The 16,369-nt window shown below is 59.5% G+C and carries 15 protein-coding genes; 8 read left to right on the forward strand and 7 right to left on the reverse strand.

What is annotated here, in order from left to right; translation table 11 throughout:
- Positions 1 to 16 precede the first annotated feature (16 nt).
- The 3 genes from ubiB to ubiE are packed head-to-tail and all read right to left on the reverse strand — an operon-like array spanning position 17 to position 3,089.
- Positions 17 to 1,660: a ubiquinone biosynthesis regulatory protein kinase UbiB gene (ubiB, locus tag A8B84_RS14940; protein ID WP_064229910.1), complete on the reverse strand. Its 1,644-nt coding sequence runs from the start codon at positions 1,658 to 1,660 to the stop codon at positions 17 to 19.
- Positions 1,657 to 2,298 carry an SCP2 domain-containing protein gene (locus A8B84_RS14945; protein WP_064229911.1) on the reverse strand — a complete coding sequence of 214 codons (642 nt, stop codon included), beginning with the start codon at positions 2,296 to 2,298 and terminating at the stop codon, positions 1,657 to 1,659. Before A8B84_RS14945 ends, ubiB begins: the two co-directional genes overlap by 4 nt.
- The gene (gene ubiE / locus A8B84_RS14950; protein WP_064229912.1) at positions 2,298 to 3,089 is read right to left on the reverse strand and encodes a bifunctional demethylmenaquinone methyltransferase/2-methoxy-6-polyprenyl-1,4-benzoquinol methylase UbiE; all 792 of its coding nucleotides are present in this window, start codon (positions 3,087 to 3,089) and stop codon (positions 2,298 to 2,300) included. The genes A8B84_RS14945 and ubiE overlap by 1 nt, the downstream gene beginning before the upstream one ends.
- Before the next feature lie 125 nt (positions 3,090 to 3,214).
- Between ubiE and A8B84_RS14955 the strand changes: the two genes are divergently transcribed.
- On the forward strand, positions 3,215 to 3,493 hold the full coding sequence (locus A8B84_RS14955; RefSeq protein ID WP_064229913.1) for a polyhydroxyalkanoic acid system family protein: 279 nt from the start codon (positions 3,215 to 3,217) through the stop codon (positions 3,491 to 3,493).
- 20 nt (positions 3,494 to 3,513) lie between these two features.
- On the opposite strand, the gene A8B84_RS14960 is transcribed toward A8B84_RS14955, so the two are convergent.
- Together A8B84_RS14960 and A8B84_RS14965 are read right to left on the reverse strand one after the other, a co-directional pair.
- On the reverse strand, positions 3,514 to 4,263 hold the full coding sequence (locus A8B84_RS14960; RefSeq protein WP_008170996.1) for an FFLEELY motif protein: 750 nt from the start codon (positions 4,261 to 4,263) through the stop codon (positions 3,514 to 3,516).
- A gap of 83 nt (positions 4,264 to 4,346) precedes the next feature.
- Complete coding sequence (locus A8B84_RS14965; protein ID WP_064229914.1) at positions 4,347 to 5,270, reverse strand: alpha/beta hydrolase; 924 nt, start codon at positions 5,268 to 5,270, stop codon at positions 4,347 to 4,349.
- A 324-nt stretch (positions 5,271 to 5,594) separates the two neighbouring features.
- Between A8B84_RS14965 and A8B84_RS14970 the strand changes: the two genes are divergently transcribed.
- The 4 genes from A8B84_RS14970 (at position 5,595) to A8B84_RS14985 (ending at position 11,937) form a co-directional block, all read left to right on the forward strand.
- Positions 5,595 to 7,001, forward strand: a complete 1,407-nt coding sequence (locus A8B84_RS14970) for a WS/DGAT domain-containing protein (RefSeq protein ID WP_064230123.1) — start codon at positions 5,595 to 5,597, stop codon at positions 6,999 to 7,001.
- 187 nt (positions 7,002 to 7,188) lie between these two features.
- On the forward strand, positions 7,189 to 8,289 hold the full coding sequence (locus A8B84_RS14975; RefSeq protein WP_064229915.1) for a porin: 1,101 nt from the start codon (positions 7,189 to 7,191) through the stop codon (positions 8,287 to 8,289).
- 239 nt (positions 8,290 to 8,528) lie between these two features.
- Entirely contained in the window at positions 8,529 to 9,698 is a 1,170-nt protein-coding gene (nosP, locus tag A8B84_RS14980) for a nitric oxide-sensing protein NosP (RefSeq protein ID WP_064230124.1), read from the forward strand.
- Entirely contained in the window at positions 9,676 to 11,937 is a 2,262-nt protein-coding gene (locus A8B84_RS14985) for a hybrid sensor histidine kinase/response regulator (protein WP_064229916.1), read from the forward strand. The genes nosP and A8B84_RS14985 overlap by 23 nt, the downstream gene beginning before the upstream one ends.
- A gap of 111 nt (positions 11,938 to 12,048) precedes the next feature.
- Here the strand turns inward: A8B84_RS14985 and A8B84_RS14990 are convergent, their stop codons facing one another.
- Positions 12,049 to 12,726, reverse strand: a complete 678-nt coding sequence (locus tag A8B84_RS14990) for a response regulator (RefSeq protein WP_062786421.1) — start codon at positions 12,724 to 12,726, stop codon at positions 12,049 to 12,051.
- A 301-nt stretch (positions 12,727 to 13,027) separates the two neighbouring features.
- Here A8B84_RS14990 and A8B84_RS14995 point away from each other — a divergent pair, with 301 nt between their 5' ends.
- Genes A8B84_RS14995 through A8B84_RS15005 form a run of 3 tightly spaced genes read left to right on the forward strand, consistent with a single transcriptional unit; the run spans position 13,028 to position 15,487 of the window.
- A complete protein-coding gene (locus tag A8B84_RS14995; RefSeq protein ID WP_227512848.1) occupies positions 13,028 to 14,050 on the forward strand; it encodes an ABC transporter substrate-binding protein in 1,023 nt (340 codons plus the stop codon).
- Positions 14,047 to 14,823 carry an ABC transporter permease gene (locus tag A8B84_RS15000; RefSeq protein WP_227512849.1) on the forward strand — a complete coding sequence of 259 codons (777 nt, stop codon included), beginning with the start codon at positions 14,047 to 14,049 and terminating at the stop codon, positions 14,821 to 14,823. Before A8B84_RS14995 ends, A8B84_RS15000 begins: the two co-directional genes overlap by 4 nt.
- Positions 14,816 to 15,487, forward strand: coding sequence for an ABC transporter ATP-binding protein (locus A8B84_RS15005; RefSeq protein WP_064229918.1), 672 nt, complete (start codon positions 14,816 to 14,818; stop codon positions 15,485 to 15,487). The genes A8B84_RS15000 and A8B84_RS15005 overlap by 8 nt, the downstream gene beginning before the upstream one ends.
- A gap of 75 nt (positions 15,488 to 15,562) precedes the next feature.
- On the opposite strand, the gene A8B84_RS15010 is transcribed toward A8B84_RS15005, so the two are convergent.
- Positions 15,563 to 16,369, reverse strand: coding sequence for an ABC transporter permease (locus tag A8B84_RS15010; RefSeq protein ID WP_064229919.1), 807 nt, complete (start codon positions 16,367 to 16,369; stop codon positions 15,563 to 15,565).

Consider the following 16,369-nt stretch of genomic DNA (forward strand, 5'->3'; position numbering starts at 1 on the left):
CTGAAATCTTTATCGGTTATCGGCTGCCCCGGAGCATGAGCCCGCCAGCGACGGCAAACAGGGCCCAGCTCCAGGCAGGCACGCTTTCAATCCACTGCCGGCTCTCGGGCTGAGTGCCCAGAAAGCCGCCTGCAATGAGCAGTACCGCCAATGTCGCCCGCCGCCAACGCCGCTCGGTACGGACCTGCTGCTCCCGGAGCAACGCCAGTGTTGCCCGGTTCTGGGGCTCGGTGGGCCCCGCCTGCCGCAGTTGCAAGAGCGCATCGTGCACCAGCTGGGGCATTTCCGGCGACTGTTCCAGCCAGGAGGGAAGGTGCGACTGCAGCGACTTGATCAGCCCCGATGGGCCAATCCGCTTGCGCATCCAGGTCTCAAGGTAGGGTTGCGCGGTACTCCACAAATCCAGATCCGGATAGAGCTGACGGCCCAGGCCTTCCACGTTCAGCAGGGTTTTCTGCAGCAGGACGAGCTGAGGCTGCACTTCCATGTTGAATCGCCTCGCTGTCTGGAACAGGCGTAGCAGGAAGTGGCCGAAAGAGATGTCCTTTAACGGCTTCTCGAAAATGGGCTCGCAAACAGTACGAATGGCGGCCTCAAACTGGTTCACTGGCGTGTCGGGTGGCACCCAGCCGGACTGGATATGTAGCTGCGCAACCTGCCGGTAATCGCGGCGGAAAAAGGCCAGAAGATTTCGGGCGAGATAGCTCTGGTCATCCGGTGCCAGGGTACCGACGATCCCGAAATCAATCGCGATATATCTCGGGTCCGACGGGTTGGACGTATCCACGAAGATGTTGCCTGGGTGCATGTCGGCGTGGAAGAAGCTGTCCCGGAACACCTGGGTAAAGAAAATCTCGACGCCTTTTTCGGCCAGCACCTTCATGTCGACGCCAGCGGCCTTCAGGGCGGCGGTATCGGCAATGGGGATGCCGTGAATACGCTCCATCACCAGCACCGATTTGCGGGTGTAGTCCCAGTCGATGAACGGGATGTAGATCAGTGAGGAGTTCTCGAAATTCCGGCGCAGCTGGCTGGCGTTGGCGGCCTCGCGCTGCAGGTCCAGTTCATCGTGGATGGTGGAATCGTAGTCGGCAACCACTTCCACCGGGTGCAGGCGTTTGCCCTCGGACCAGTATTTTTCCAGCAGGCCGGCCATCAGGTACATCAGGGCAAGGTCCTGGCGGATGACCCTCTCGATACCGGGGCGCAGTACTTTCACCACCACCTTCTGGCCGTTGAGCAGGGTGGCCGCATGCACCTGGGCAACCGACGCGGACGCCAGCGGGTCCGGGCTGAACTCGGCAAACAGGTCCGAGACCGGGGCGCCGAGGGAGGTTTCGATAATGCCCCGGGCTTCATCGCTCGGAAACGGCGGTACCCGGTCCTGAAGGTTTTTCAGGGATTCGGCCATGTCATCCGGCAGCAGATCCCGTCGGGTGGAGAGAATCTGGCCGAACTTCACGAATACCGGGCCCAATTCTTCAAGCGCCAGTCGCAGGCGATCGCCCCGGTCAAGCTTGGGTTTGGGGAACAGGTGCCAGGGCGCAAGCAGGAAAAACACCTTCAGGGGCGCAGGCAGCTCTGCGATTGGCAGGAACGTGTCCAGCCGATAGCGGCAGAATACCCAGGCAATTCGAAACAGGCGTTGCAGGCGGGTCACAGGTTCTCCGGTTCGTCAGTCTTGCCGCGGTTTTCAACCAAGTTCAGCCGGGCTTCCAGTCTTTCGGTGCGCAGGTTCAGTTCGTCGATGTCCTCGAACGTGGCTTCCAGTTCTCGTCGCCCGGGCAGGGCACGACTCTCTTCGTGCACATACTCCTCGATATTGGCGTTCAGGGACTGAAAGGCCTGACGGCTCCAGCGGATGGCGCCACGAATGCGCTGACCCAGAAAGTGTGCGGGTACATCACCGATATGCCGGGCCATGGCGGCTTCCCAATCCGGCTCAAGCTGGTTCAGTGCGCGCTGCAGCTGGTGGGCCAGGGCCGTGTCGCCGGTAACTTCGAGGCGGCCATCGGCAAAGACCCGGTCATCACCGGTGGCCAGTGCCGCAAAGGCGATGGGTTTGCCGGTAACCTCAAGAGCAGGTTGGTCGACCGGCTGGCTGCCAACCCGAACGCGGTTTCCGGCGCGGTCCAGGGTGTAGGTCAGGGGGAAAGGATCGGTAATGTTGAACTGCACCGGGCCTGCCAGTGCTTCCATCAGGGCATGATGCCCCGCCGGATCCAGTTCCAGCGCCCGGTTCAGGGCGCTTTCCAGGATCGCGGAGACAGCGGAAAGCAGGGTGGGGCCGGGAAACATCAGGGCTTGATTCCCACATGCAGGGCGACAATGCCGCCGGTCATATTGTAGTACTTGCAGTTCACCAGGCCGGCATTCTCCATCATGCCCTTGAGGGTGTCCTGGTCCGGATGCATCCGGATGGATTCGGCCAGGTACTTGTAGCTTTCGCTGTCGCCGGCGATAAGCTGGCCCATCAATGGCAGAGCGGAAAACGAGTAGGTGTCGTAGGCCTTGCTCAGCAGAGGGTTGGTTGGCTTGGAGAATTCCAGGATCATCAGTTTGCCACCGGGCTTGAGAACCCGGGCCATGTCGCGCAAGGCCTGATCTTTATCGGTGACATTGCGCAGGCCGAAGGCGATGGAAACCGCATTGAAGTTGTTGTCCGGGAACGGCAAGTGCTCGGCGTCCGCCTGCACGTATTCGATGTTGCCGGCATAGCCGCGGTCTGTCAGCCGGCTGCGGCCCACCTGCAGCATGGAGGCATTGATGTCGGCCAGCAGCACCTTGCCGGAAGGACCCACCAGATCCGAAAACTTCATGGTGAGGTCGCCAGTGCCGCCGGCAATATCCAGTACCTGGTGGCCGGGACGCACGCCAGAAAGCTCGATGGTGAAGCGCTTCCAGAGCCGGTGGATCCCCATGGACATCAGGTCGTTCATGAGGTCGTATTTGCCCGCCACGCTGTGGAATACTTCGGCCACCTGGCTCGCCTTCTGGCTTTTCGGCACATTGCGAAAGCCAAAGTGGGTGACGTCATCCTGGCCGGAATTGTTTGCGGCCTGGTTGGCTGGCGTTTGCTGCTCGCTCATGGGAGATGTCCTGTCAGAATCTGAACCCCGTATTCTAACCGCTGACGGGGTTGCTACAAGGGTGGCGGTGAGTTAAATAGCGCCCTAAACTGTAAATTCGTCCAAATCCGAGAGAAAACGTTTTCATGTCCGTCATTGATGTACACCGCCCGCATACCCTGGATAAAGAACACGCGAGAGAGGCTGCCGAAACTCTGGCCAAAGACCTGTCCAGCCAATTCGACGTACATTACCAGTGGGAAGGCGATCACTTGAAATTCAAGCGCAGCGGCGTCAAGGGGCACCTGAACATTACCCCGACGGATCTGCACATTCATCTGGAACTGGGCATGATGTTGCGGCCCTTCAAATCCCGGATCGAGCAGGAAATCCACTCCCAGCTGGACCAGATCATCAAGGCCTGATCAGCCGGGTTGTCGTCGACTCAGAGATTGTCCGGCAGGCTGAACGGGTCTGGACGACCGTCGAGTATATTGCGCATCACTTGTTGTTCCCGGGAAACCAGCCGGTCGATCAGTAATTCCACATCGTCCATCTTCCGGAAGGCCGAATAGCCCCGGTGCAGGAAACTGTGCAGGTCGCTCAGATCGGCCATTTCCGCCGGACCCCGGGTCATCGACAACAGCCATCCAAGGGTGCGGTTGCGGACATAGCGATCAAGCTGCTGGCCTACGTCAGCCACCAGGGTGATCTGCTTCTCCCTCTGGTCCAGCTGTCGGCTTTCCCGGAAGGCGGCGCAGTAGTCCTCAGTGGTTATTGCGTCGGCGGGCACGCCCTGCTGGTGGAACAGCTCGGCCAGCTCAAGATCCAGCCGCTGGGTGATCAGGTTCAGCTCCACCAGACCAGCAAACGTGTCCAGCAGGTTATCCGGCAGCCACTTCACCATCTTGGGGAAGACCCGATCAATATTGTCGTCCCGGTGTGTCATTCCTGCGGGCGCGTACAGATCGGTCAGCAGGAACTCCAGGCCATGATGGTAGCCGGGGTGATGGTAGAGGTCTTCATGGGTCGCCTTCAGCCGCTCCGCCTGCCAGTCTGCAACGTGAAAAGCGTTCTCCAATAATGGGTGCTCCGCCTTCAGATGCCGAAAATCATGGTAGTCCAGCAGCAGTTGTTGCAGCCGACGAGCGCTTTCGGAGCGGGCTTCGGTAGCGACGAGGCGCTCACGGTACATGGGCGATGGCTCCACTAAACCTGAGGAAAACAACGTAGTTTAGCGGAGCTACGGCGGTCTTGCAGTAGGGCAATGCCCGGGCATTAGCCCTGTGCGGCTGCGGGCAGCGTTTCGAACCCCGGGACCCATTCCTTGCTGTCGAGGGTGATGAAGTGGCTCGGCGCCTCGGTTTCGACGATTCGCATGGTGGTCGGGCTCTGGCGGGCGCTAGCCAGCATGGATGAGCGATCCAGAATGCGGTCGACCGCCGGAATCAGGAATGTGCCGTGGCGCACATGGCTGTAAACGCTGGTGTCTGTACGTGCCATCCAGTCCATGATGTTCTCGATGTTACGAACAATGGTCAGATGATCCTTGGTGGCGGAAAACAGTTTGCTCAGCAGTTGCTTCTTGCGCGGGTTCATCTTGCCAAAGAAGGTCTGACCGTAGGCTGACGACGGAGCGCTGTTGATCAGGCGTATCAGCCAGGGCCACATACCGTGGCTTACAGGTTCCAGAATGGTGGTCACCAGCGCCGACAGCCTGCCGTTGGGGAGCACGGGTGCTTCCAGTACCACTTCCACGTCGTCATACAGCTCTGGCCATTGCTTGATGGCCTCCAGGATCACCGCCCCGCCACGGGAATGACCATGAACCCGAATGTTGTCAGTGGTGGGCAGGCTGGAAAGCGCCTGGTTGAGAATGCAGGCGTCGTATTCGATGGTGCCTTCAAGGTGCTTGATCGGCACTTCCCATTCCGGGGTCTCCGGGGTCACGCCGTTCACCGGGATGTGGTAATTGCTGCAGGTGAGCAGGATCAATTCGGTGGTGGGCGCTTCATAGGCCTGGGTGAAGTAGCAGTGGTTCTCCAGAAAGCCGTGCACGCCGACAACGGTCTGCTCGGCCTTGCCACTGTGGTTGCGAACGGACACAGCGCCTTTGCCAACACGATACACCCGCCCGGAGAACATTTCCGAGTAGGCGCTCTCAATCGGTTTTATCAGTTTGCGAACGTGGCTCGCTTTCATAACTGCTCTCCCGTCCAGCACGGCAATGACCTGTTATTGGAATTAGGGTGTGCTGGTAAGCCTTTTGTACCCTGATCATCTCGCTGTGTTACTGGCCCTGAATAAAGAATTTTTGATCCCTCAGGGCCAATCGATCACGGATCGACAGCGCGTAATAACCATTGCACTACGGCTTATAACCAGTATAGGACTGAACAGTTACTTACGTGTAATTTTTTGTAACAGCGTGCGCTGGTGCCGCATATGGAGCCGGAGGGGCATGTCTGGCACAATGCGGAGTTCGGTTTTTACTTACCTTCACCACTTTTCCAGGGACGTTCGGGTTTGAGTCACGAACAATCGCATCTCCTGCTACCTGCGGATTCGGCCTGGCTGGCCCTGGAACGCCCGGAAAACCCCATGACCATCACCGTGATGCTGCGGGTTGATGGCCTCACTGCGCCCCGTTTCCGGGAATTCCTCCGGGTGTACTGGATGGCCTGGGAGCGTTTCCGGTACATGCCGGTCAAGCGCTCGCCCGCCTGGTGGTGGGAGCAGGACCCCATGTTTGATGTCCGCCACCACCTGGATGTGGTGGTAGACCGTTTCACTCCGGAAAGCCTGCAGGAGTGGGTGTCGGTGCGCCTGAACCAGCCTCTGCCCATGTATCGCCCGCGCTGGAAATTCTGGCTGGCGCCCAATGCCGAGGGCGGGGCGGTCCTGTTGCTGCGGATTCACCATTGTTACGCGGATGGTCTGTCCCTGCTGGGCATTTTTGAACGCCTCTGCCCACCGTCGCCCCAGCAGCATCCGGCCATATACGGCGCTCCTGAAACCGCGGAGCTTTCACGGTGGACCGCTGCAGCAAAAGTCTGGCTCGGGCAACTGTTGGCCTCCGGAGAGTCAGCAGGAGAAGCGCATGGCGTTGCCGGAGTAGACGAGTCTGATGGCAACCAGTGGCAGGATGCCGGACGCCTGCTGGAGCGGGTTGCCCAGAAAAGTCTCAAGCTGGTCCATGAATTTTCGGAATTCCTGGTGGAGCCGGAGGATTCAGACACCGATCTCCGGCGGCCACTGCTGGGGCGACGGCACTGTCGCTGGTCTGAACCGGTACCCCTGGAGCGCTTCAGGGCCATTGCCCAGGTCACCAATGTGACGATCAACGATGTGCTGCTGAGCTGCGTGGCGGCGGCTGTACGCACCCGCCTGGGTATTGAAGGCGAGGACCTCGATGAAGCCGTGCTGCATGCCGCCGTACCGGTGGATATTCGCAGTCGCCTGCCCGAGGAGCTCAAGCCGGCACCCGGCGCGCTGGGCAACTATTTTGGCACCGTGTTTGTACCTTTGCCGGTGGATGGTGAAAGTCCCCTCGAGCGACTTTTCCGCATCAAGCACGAAACCCGCCGTCTTAAGAAAAGCTGGCAGCCCGGCATTGCCTGGGGTCTCGCGGCCAGCGCCACGATTGTTCCAGAGCCTTGGCGGGAGCCGTTGGCCGAGGTGTTCTACCGCAAGGCCAGTGCCGTGGTGTCCAACGTGCCCGGCACTCCGGAGGCCCGGTATATTGCCGGCTGCCGGATAACCGAACAGATGTTCTGGGTGCCCCAGGCCGGGGATATCGGTTTGGGCATCAGCATTGTCAGCTACGCCGACCAGGTGCAGTTTGGCGTCGTTGCCGATGAGGCGGTGATGGCCGACCCCGAAGACTTCCTCAACGACTGCCTGCAGGAACTGGCTCAGTTCCCCGGCGACTGATCCGCCGGGTCGTACTCCCAAAGTTTCAATTCAAGTGCCTCCCAAATGAGCAGAAAACCTGCTCTGTCGAAGCATTTTCCCCCTCCCTCGCATCACCGACCATGGAATTCAGGCGACCGACCGCGCCTGGAGAGTCCGGATAACCCGGGTCTCCGATCCCAGATTTCCAAAAACAACCGGGGGAACTATGAAAAACAATAACGTCAGAAAGTCAGGGTTAGCCATTGCCATGGCAGCAGCCATGTGTGCCAGCACCGGAGCCAACGCTGCTGTTGAGCTGTATAACCAGGAAGGCACCAGCTTTTCCGTGGATGGCTACTTCAATGCGTTCTATGTAAACCGTGACGACAAGCAGAACGACGTTCGCGATTCCCGAATCAAGATGGGCTTCCTGCCCAACACCATCGGCTTCAATTTCAGCAAGGACATGGGTGATCTGACCCTGGGCGGACGTTCCTCGTTCTGGACCACCATCAATGACAGCCTTGATTCACCCACAGACACCGCCATTGACGTGCGCCAGTTCTATGCCACGGTGGACGGTGATTTCGGTCAGGTTCTGATCGGCAAGGACTTCGGCCTGTATGCACGCTCCAACATCTTTCTGGACGAGATCCTGATGGGATTCGGCTCTCCGGGGGTTGCCGGTGGCGTGTCCTTTGGCAATATCCGCGCGGGCTACCCGTATCCGACACCGTCGGCCCAGATTACCTACAGATCGCCGGATATGAGTGGCCTCAAAGTTGCGGCCGGTGTGCTGGATCCCGCCGACACGGTGACCGGTGCCAATGACGAGAATGACGCACCGCGATTCGAGTCCGAGGTAACCTACAACGCCAACCTGAACGACGTGGCCCTGACCGGCTGGGTGAACGGTCGCTATCAGTCTGCTGAAAATGGCAGTACGACCGTCGACAGCACAGGCCTTGGCTACGGCGTCAAAGCGTCGGTCGCGGGACTAACTCTGGCCGCTTCCGGTTTTACCTCCAAGGGTGATAACCCGGTTCTGATTGGTAATGTCGCCGTGACTGAAGACGACGCCGACGGTTTCCTGGTTCAGGGCTCCTATGCCTTCGGCGCCAATCGCGTTGTGCTTTCCTACGGCGAGACAGACGCTGAAATCCTCAATCTGGAAACCGAAAGCACAACGCTCGGGTTCTTCCACGATGTAAACAGCAACTTCAAGCTGGTTGCCGAGTACAACATGTACGAAGACAACAACCGCACCACCGGTGCGACCACCACTGAGGCGGATACCATCGCGCTTGGCGCCATCGTGATGTTCTGAGCACTAGCCGGCGTTGCGGGTGGCAGGAGGCCCCTCGCAGCGCCGGTTTGTCTAAGACTAAAGTGCCGGTTTGCCTGAATGGAAACCGGCAGCGCCATCAGACATTGATTCAGGAGGCAGTTTAATCAATGGCTTACGATCATTTTGGCGCGCCTATTAAAAGCACTGAAGTCGCATTGGCTGCGTTTACGGATGCCGTAGAATCGGTGAAAAGTCATCCGTTTTCGGGAACCGCGTTTATGAAGCCAGCGACGACCCTGCCTGCGGTCCGGGTAGCGAGCTCCAGCGTTCGCGATCCGATGTTGGCCGCCACCAATCTTGCCAGCCAGCTTAGCCATGAGCATCTTGGTTGTGTGCTGTTCTTCTGTTCCGCGGAATACGACCTGGGTCGACTCGGTAGTGCCCTTGAGCACAGTTTCCAGGACGTGCGTGTCTGCGGCTGTACCTCAGCCGGGGAGATCACGCCGGAGGGATACGGACGCGGCTGTATCACCGCCATCGGGTTTGACCGCCGCTATTTCGCCATCGACTGTGCGCTGATCCGGGAACTGGATCGGTTCACCCTGCAGGATGCCCAGGGCGTGATCGACGGCCTGCTTTCTACCTGTCGGGACGCCAGGCTTGCGCCGGTCAAGGGCAACACCTTTGCCATCACGCTGCTGGACGGGCTGTCGAGCCGTGAAGAGTTGGTGCTGGCAACACTCAATTCGGCGCTTGGCACCATTCCCCAGTTCGGTGGCTCCGCGGGCGACGATGAGCGCCTGGCCAACACCCATGTGTTCTTCGACGGCCAGTTTCATACCGGGGCTGCCACGGTGTTGCTGGTGAACACGCCCCTGGATTTCCGGGTGTTCTCCACACACCACATGGTTGAACGCAGTGAAAAACTGGTGGTAACCGACGCCTGTGCGGAAAGCCGGACGGTCTACGAGCTCAACGCGGAGCCGGCAGCCGATGCCTATGCCCGCGCCGTCGGTGTGGATGTCGATGCCCTGGATCGCAAGGTTTTCGCACTCCGGCCCATGGGGGTGAAAATCGGCGGTCATTACTTTGTCCGCTCGGTGCAGCGAGTGAACCCGGACAAAAGCCTGACCTTCTACTGCGCGGTGGAAACCGGGATTGTGATGACGGCGATGGAGCCGGAATCTCTGCTGGACAGCGTTCGCACCCAGATTGAGGCGGCAGAGCGGGTCGTGGGGCCGCCCCTGGTCACCATTGGTTGCGACTGTTTTCTGCGCCGGCTGGAGGCAGAACTGACCGGGGAAGTGGAAGCGGTTTCGGAATTCCTGCGTCACCACAAGGTGATTGGCTTCAATACCTACGGCGAGCAGTTCGACGGCATGCACATCAACCAGACGTTTACGGGGGTGGTCATTGGCCAGCCTGATGTCCGTTCCGGACAAGATTGAAGCACCCGTCGAGGACGAGCGGGACCGGCGAATTGCCGAGCTTGAGGCGGAGAACGAGCGCCTGAGGCGGATTCGCGATGCCCTGATTGTCCGGGTCGAGTCCGGTTCTGCCCACAAGCCGGAGCCCTATGCGGCCTTCGAGCACTCGGTGGTGCTTGCCGAGCAGGTTCGGGAGCGAACCGAGGCGTTGAACCAGGCCATGGAACAGCTCAAGGGCAGCAACAAGGCCCTGAACCGGGCCCGGGAAGAAGCAGAGACAACCCGCCAGAGATTGAGCGATGCCATCGAGAGCATTGCCGACGGCTTTGTTCTGTTCGATCACCAGCATTGCCTGATCCAGAGCAACAGTCGGTTCCGGAGTTACTGGCGTCATGCCGGTGTAGATGCGCCGGGCCAGGGTACCCGGATTGCAGAGTTGAAGAGCCAGGCGGTGGCCTGCGGTCTTGTATTGGAGGAACACAGCCATCCGGATTCGGAAGGGGTGGTATTTCTGCTCGCCAACGGCCGCTGGGTTCAGGTTACCGAGAGGCCGACCCGGGAAGGCGGGTTGGTGGTGCTTTACTCCGACATCACGGATGTGAAGAACAGCGAAATGGCCCGGCGGATCAAGGCGCTGGAGGAGAGCGAACGCTGGATCCGGGTAGTAACCGACCACGTCCCGGCACTGATCGCCTACATTGGCGCCGATATGACCATCCAGTTCTGCAACAAGGTCTATGAGTCCTGGTACGGGCGCAAAGGCGAGTCGCCACTCGGCAAACGTCTCAACGAAGTGCATTCGCCCGAGTTTTATCAGCGGCTTCTGCCCCAGATTCTCGATGTCATGGACGGCCACAATGTCACCTTCGAATTCGAGGAGACCGGCGAGCAGGGAGAGGTGCGCCACATGCTGCGCTCCTACGTTCCCAATTTCGATGAACAGGGCGACATCATCGGTTTCTTTGTGTTGATCCGGGACATCACCGACCGCCGCAAGACCGCCCTGGCCCTGGAACAGGCCTATGACAACCTGGAACGACGGGTGAAGGAACGCACCGCGGCCCTGACCGGCCTGAACAACCAGCTGCGCCAGGAAATCACCGAGCGGGCTGCCGTAGAGGCCCGGCTTCGGGATGCCAAACTGGAGGCAGAACGGGCCAATCTCTCGAAAACCAAGTTCCTCGCTGCGGTCAGTCACGACCTGCTGCAGCCTTTGAATGCCGCACGGTTGTTTACCAGTGCACTGCTGGAACAGTCGTTCGGGCCCAAGGCTGAAGGCCTTGTTCGGTCGGTCAGCACGTCCCTGGATGACGTCGAGAACCTGCTGGGCACCCTGGTTGATATTTCCAAGCTGGATGCCGGCGTGATCAAACCGGATGTCACCGCCTTTGATCTTCGGGACCTGCTCAACAACATCGCCCGGGAATTCCGGCAGATGGCCATGGCCGAGGGGCTGCGACTGGATTTCGTTGCCAGCTCCGCGATTGTGGAGTCGGATTCCCAGTTGCTGGCGCGGATCCTCCGGAATTTCCTGACCAACGCCATCCGCTACACCGGCAACGGCCGGATTCTGCTTGGCGTTCGTCGACAGGAGGATCATGTCCTGTTGCAGGTGTGGGATACCGGCCCTGGTATTCCCGAAGACAAACTCACCGAGATCTTTCAGGAATTCAAACGAATTCGACCGGCCGGCTCACAACCCGATAAAGGCCTGGGGCTTGGCCTCGCGATCGTGGACAAGATATCCCGCATGCTCGGGCATGAGGTTACGGTTAACTCAATCGAGGGCAAGGGATCGGTATTCAGCGTCCGGGTTCCCGTTGGCAAGCTGAAGCCCAGACAACCAGCGCCTGATCAGAACCGCGCCGAGTCTTTCGGCAGCGGTCTTGGCGGTGCCCGAATCTGGGTGATCGATAACGATCAGTCTATCTGCCAGGGTATGCGAACCCTGCTGGAGGGTTGGGATTGTCAGGTGGTGACGGCGGTGTCCCTGGAGGATCTCGAACGCCAGCTGGATCCGGCCAGCAGTGCGGTGGACCTGATACTGGCGGACTATCATCTGGACAACGATGAGAATGGAGTGGATGTGGTGGCTGAGATCAATGGGCGCCGAAGATGCCCGGCGCCGGTGGTGATGATTACCGCCAACTACACCAATGAGCTAAAACAGCATATCCGCGAGCTGGGGCATCTGCTGATGAACAAGCCGGTGAAGCCCCTGAAGCTGCGCAGTGCGCTGAGTCATTTGCTCAGGAATTGAGGTTGCCGATGGCTGTCGGGTTACGGCTGCGCCTAACCCGACCTACGCGGGGATGTGTGCTCGAAAGGTAGGTCGGATTAGCCAAAGGCGTAATCCGACAAACACACCAACTCACCGCTTCAAATACTGACTGAAATCCACATCACTGGCAGACAGAATTGCCTGAACCCGGTTGTGAACCCCGAGCTTGCGAAGGATCGCAGACACATGGGCCTTCACCGTGGTCTCGGCGATGTTCAGGTTATAGGCAATCTGCTTGTTGGATTCACCCTTGGACATGCGCTCGAGCACCAGCAGCTGGCGGCGGGTCAGGGAGTTCAGCAGCTCCGGTGAAATCGGATTATCCTCATTGCGGCTGCGGCGGGTGTTGCTTTCCTTGCCGGTGCGGATGATGTCCGAGGGCAGGTATACATTGCCGTTCAGGATCTGCTGGATGGCCTCGGTCATCTGGGCCCGGGGCGAGGACTTGGTAATGAAGCCGCAGGCGCCGTAAGTAATGGCCTGCAGTACCACCTGTTTGTCTTCCTCGGCAGAGACAATCACCACCGGAATGGTCGGGGCCTCATTGCGCAGCGTGATCAGACCGTTGAGGCCATGCATGCCCGGCATATTCAGGTCCAGCAGGATAAGGTCCAGATCGTCGTTCTCACGAGTGATATCGAGGGCGCTGTCCAGATCGTCGGTTTCGATGATCTCGCTGCCCTCAAAGCCAGAGGCGATAACGCTGCTGATGGCTTCGCGGAACAGTGGGTGGTCGTCGGCAATCAGAATCTTGTAAGCCGGCTCCATGGATGGGTCTACCTGTTTGTTTTCAGTGTCGGGAATGGCTTCCGAATCATGATAGCGTTTTTCAGAAGCATGATGGCAGTTTTCGGAAGGGTAGTTCTCGGTAGAGAGTGCGGCTTCGAGCTCGTTCAGCATGGCGGCCTCCTGTGCAGAGAATCGCCGGAATCGGTTCCGATCCTCTGTTTATTATTGTGATGGTTTCATTACACGCCATCTTGGTCTCGGGTTGAATGCGACCATCGCACCAAAAAACAGGCACCAAAGTACTATTCTTGCAAGGCTGTGGGCTTCGTATCGTGGAGCAATGAGCCTACAACCAACAATAACGACCGTCTCCCAATCCTCGCTTGCCGATCCCTGGATCAAACAGGGAATGGTCGCACTGCTATGTCTTCTTTTGAGTCTTGCAGGCAGTGTCCATGCCCGGGAAGGAGCGCCTGACCTGCCCGTGCTGTCTGTCAGCGTGTTGCAGTTTGGCACCGCCCACTGGGAGCTCGACCATCTCCTGCACCGGAAGCTGGACCGGGAGCATGGCTACCAATTGGAATTGAAACCGGTTGCCAACCTGCCGGCCTCCAGACTGGCGGTCACCAGCGGCTCGGTGCACGGTGCCGTCGCCGATCTGCTCTGGGCACAGTCGCGATTCCAGGCCGGCACGCCCTACCTGTACGTGCCGTTCTCCTCCCAGATTGGCGATATCGTCGTCGCTGACAGCTCAACGATTCGCTCGGTGGAGGATCTGGCGGGCAAGCGCATTGGTGTTGCCGGCGGGCCGGATAGCAAGGGTTGGATGCTGCTCAAGAAGGTGGCTCAGCGCCAGGGAATCAATCTGGAGGAATCCGCCGAACTTCAGTTCGCAGCTCCGCCTCTGTTGAGCCAGGCGCTAAAGCGCGGGCAGGTGGATGTTATCGTTACCTACTGGCATTTTGCGGCCCGCCTGAGAGGTGAGGGCGGCTGGCGATCGGTGTTTGGTATGGCTGACCTGCTCACTGAGCTGGACCTGGATCGCAACCTGCCGGTGCTTGGTTATGTCTTTCCAGAGCGCTGGGCGCGAGACAATGGCCCGCTGATGGATCGGTTTGCCGCTTCCCTGCAACAGGCCAAAGCCGAGCTGGCGGAGAGTACATCCTACTGGCAGCGCTTGCGTCCTCTCATGGGAGATCCGGACGACAGTGTTTTCGCAGCATTACGAGAGGGCTTTGTCGCCGGGACGCCTGCGCCGCAAACGGACCAGAGAATCGCTGACTTGCAGCGTTTGATGACTCTCACCGGCGCCGACCCGGACAACCTTATGCCGGCTTCGCTGTTTTACCGGAGCCAGCCGTGAAAGGCCGTGCCGGACGGCCGCCGCTGTGGAGCTACTGGGTAGTCCTGCCGTCGTTTGTCCTGCTCTGGGGGCTCATTGCCTGGCTGCTTCAGTCGCCCTTGCTGCCGACGCCCCTGAACGTGCTGGACACCCTGATTCGTGAATCGGCGACCGGCGAGCTCTGGCATCATCTGGGCGCGACCCTCGGGCGTGTGGTGGTCGCCTTTATTCTGGCCATGATCATTGGTACAGCCATCGGCATCGTCATGGGCCGTTCGCCAACCACCAATGCCCTGTTCGATCCCTTGCTGGTGCTTTTACTGAACCTGCCGGCCCTGGTCACCATCATCCTCATGTATGTCTGGTTCGGCCTGGTGGAAGTGGCCGCCGTGATGGCGGTCGTGATCAACAAAGTGCCCAACGTGGCGGTTACCGTCCGGGAAGGCGCCCGCAGCCTGGACTATAGGCTCGAGGAGATGGCCACTGTTTACGAGTTCACCCGGTGGCAACGGTTGCGGGAAGTCTGGGTACCCCAGCTGTTTCCCTATCTCATGGCGGCCACCCGGGGCGGCCTGGCCCTGATCTGGAAAATTGTCCTGGTGGTGGAGCTGCTCGGCCGTTCCAGCGGCGTTGGCTTCCAGCTGCATATGGCATTTCAGGTGTTCGATGTGGCCGCCATTCTTGCCTACAGCCTGGCGTTTATCGCCGTCGTCCAGCTGATTGAACTGGCCATCCTCCAGCCCCTTGAGCGCCGGTCCAGTCGCTGGCGACAGCCGGAGGCGGCCCATGCTTGAGCTCAGAATCGCAGGCCGCGATTTCGGCCTGCCAGTGCTCGGAGAGGTCTTCGCAACCATTGCGCGAGGCGATCGCATCTGCCTTCTGGGACCATCGGGTATTGGCAAGACGACGCTGCTGAACGCGATTGCCGGTCTCGATAAATCGGTGCCAGAGAGCGCCGTTATCGGTCGGAACCAGCTCCGGGTGGGCTACCTGTTTCAGGAGCATCGCTTGCTGCCATGGCGGACTTTAAACGCGAATCTTTCGCTTGTTGGGGCCAGTGATGAGGAGGCTGAAACGTTGCTGGGTCAGGTTGGCTTGTCCGGCTATGGACACTACCTGCCGGATCAACTGTCACTTGGCATGGCCCGGAGAGCCGCCCTGGCCCGCTGCCTTGCGGTGAAACCCGACTTGCTCTTGCTGGACGAGCCGTTTGCCTCGCTGGACCCTGTGATGGCAGGTGAACTCAAGGCGCTGATTGCCGGGATTCTGGATTCGCGTCCGAAGATGGCGATGATCTGCGTTACCCATGATGGCGAGGATGCAGAGATCTTGGCGAACCGTCTGTGGTACCTGGATGGCAAGCCTGCGCGTCTTCAGTGGGATGACGCTATCGGTGAGCCCGGATTGATCGATGGGCTGCTTGGGAGGCTTCGTGATCTGGATTTGACGGGCTCGTAGGTTGATCGATGGGTGTCCGCAGTCTGTCGGATTACGCTTTGCTAATCCGACCTACGAGGTCTGCCCTCCTCCGAATCAGGCAGGCTTGGAAGCCCCAAGTATCCTGGTGCGTTGCGGCCGGAAGCCAGCGGTCGCTAGCAAAGCTAGGGTAACTGTCACGCCGGCGGTAATTCCGTAAGCCATGGGATTCCATTCCAGATAGAGCGAAAACCGGATCGCCTCCACGGCGTGGGTAAACGGATTGAACTGACAGATCCAGTAGAGCCAGGGACTGGCCTCGTTCATGCGCCAGAGCGGATAGAGCGCTGAGGACATGAAGAACATCGGGAAGATAACAAAGTTCATCACCCCGGCGAAGTTCTCCAGCTGCTTGATCCAGGTGGCGATCAGTAGGCCCAACGCGCCCAGCATCAGGCTGGTGAGAATCAACGCCGGCAGCACGGCCAGGTAGCCCCAGAGTGGTGGCTCCACATCCATCAGCAGTGCCAGCAGCAGGAACACATACACCTGGCCGATGGACACCACACCCATGGCCAGCAGTTTGGTCACCAGCAAAAAAGGACGGGGCAGGGGGCTCATCAGCAGCACCCGCATGCTGCCCAGCTCCCGGTCGTAGACCATGGACAGGGCGCCCTGCATGCTGTTGAACAGGATGATCATGCCGCACAGCCCGGGGGCGATGTAGGTCTCGTAGGTGATGTAGGTTTCATAGGGCGGGATGATGGAAATGCCCAGAACCGCACGGAATCCGGCGGCGAACACCACCAGCCAGAGCAGTGGCCGGACCAGTGCGCTGGCGAAGCGGGTGCGCTGCTGCCAGAAGCGCAGCCATTCACGAGTCTGGATGCCTACGAAACAGTGCCAGTAGTGAGCTGCTTTCAT

Source organism: Marinobacter sp. EhC06 (genome assembly GCF_001650915.1).
Lineage (GTDB): Bacteria > Pseudomonadota > Gammaproteobacteria > Pseudomonadales > Oleiphilaceae > Marinobacter.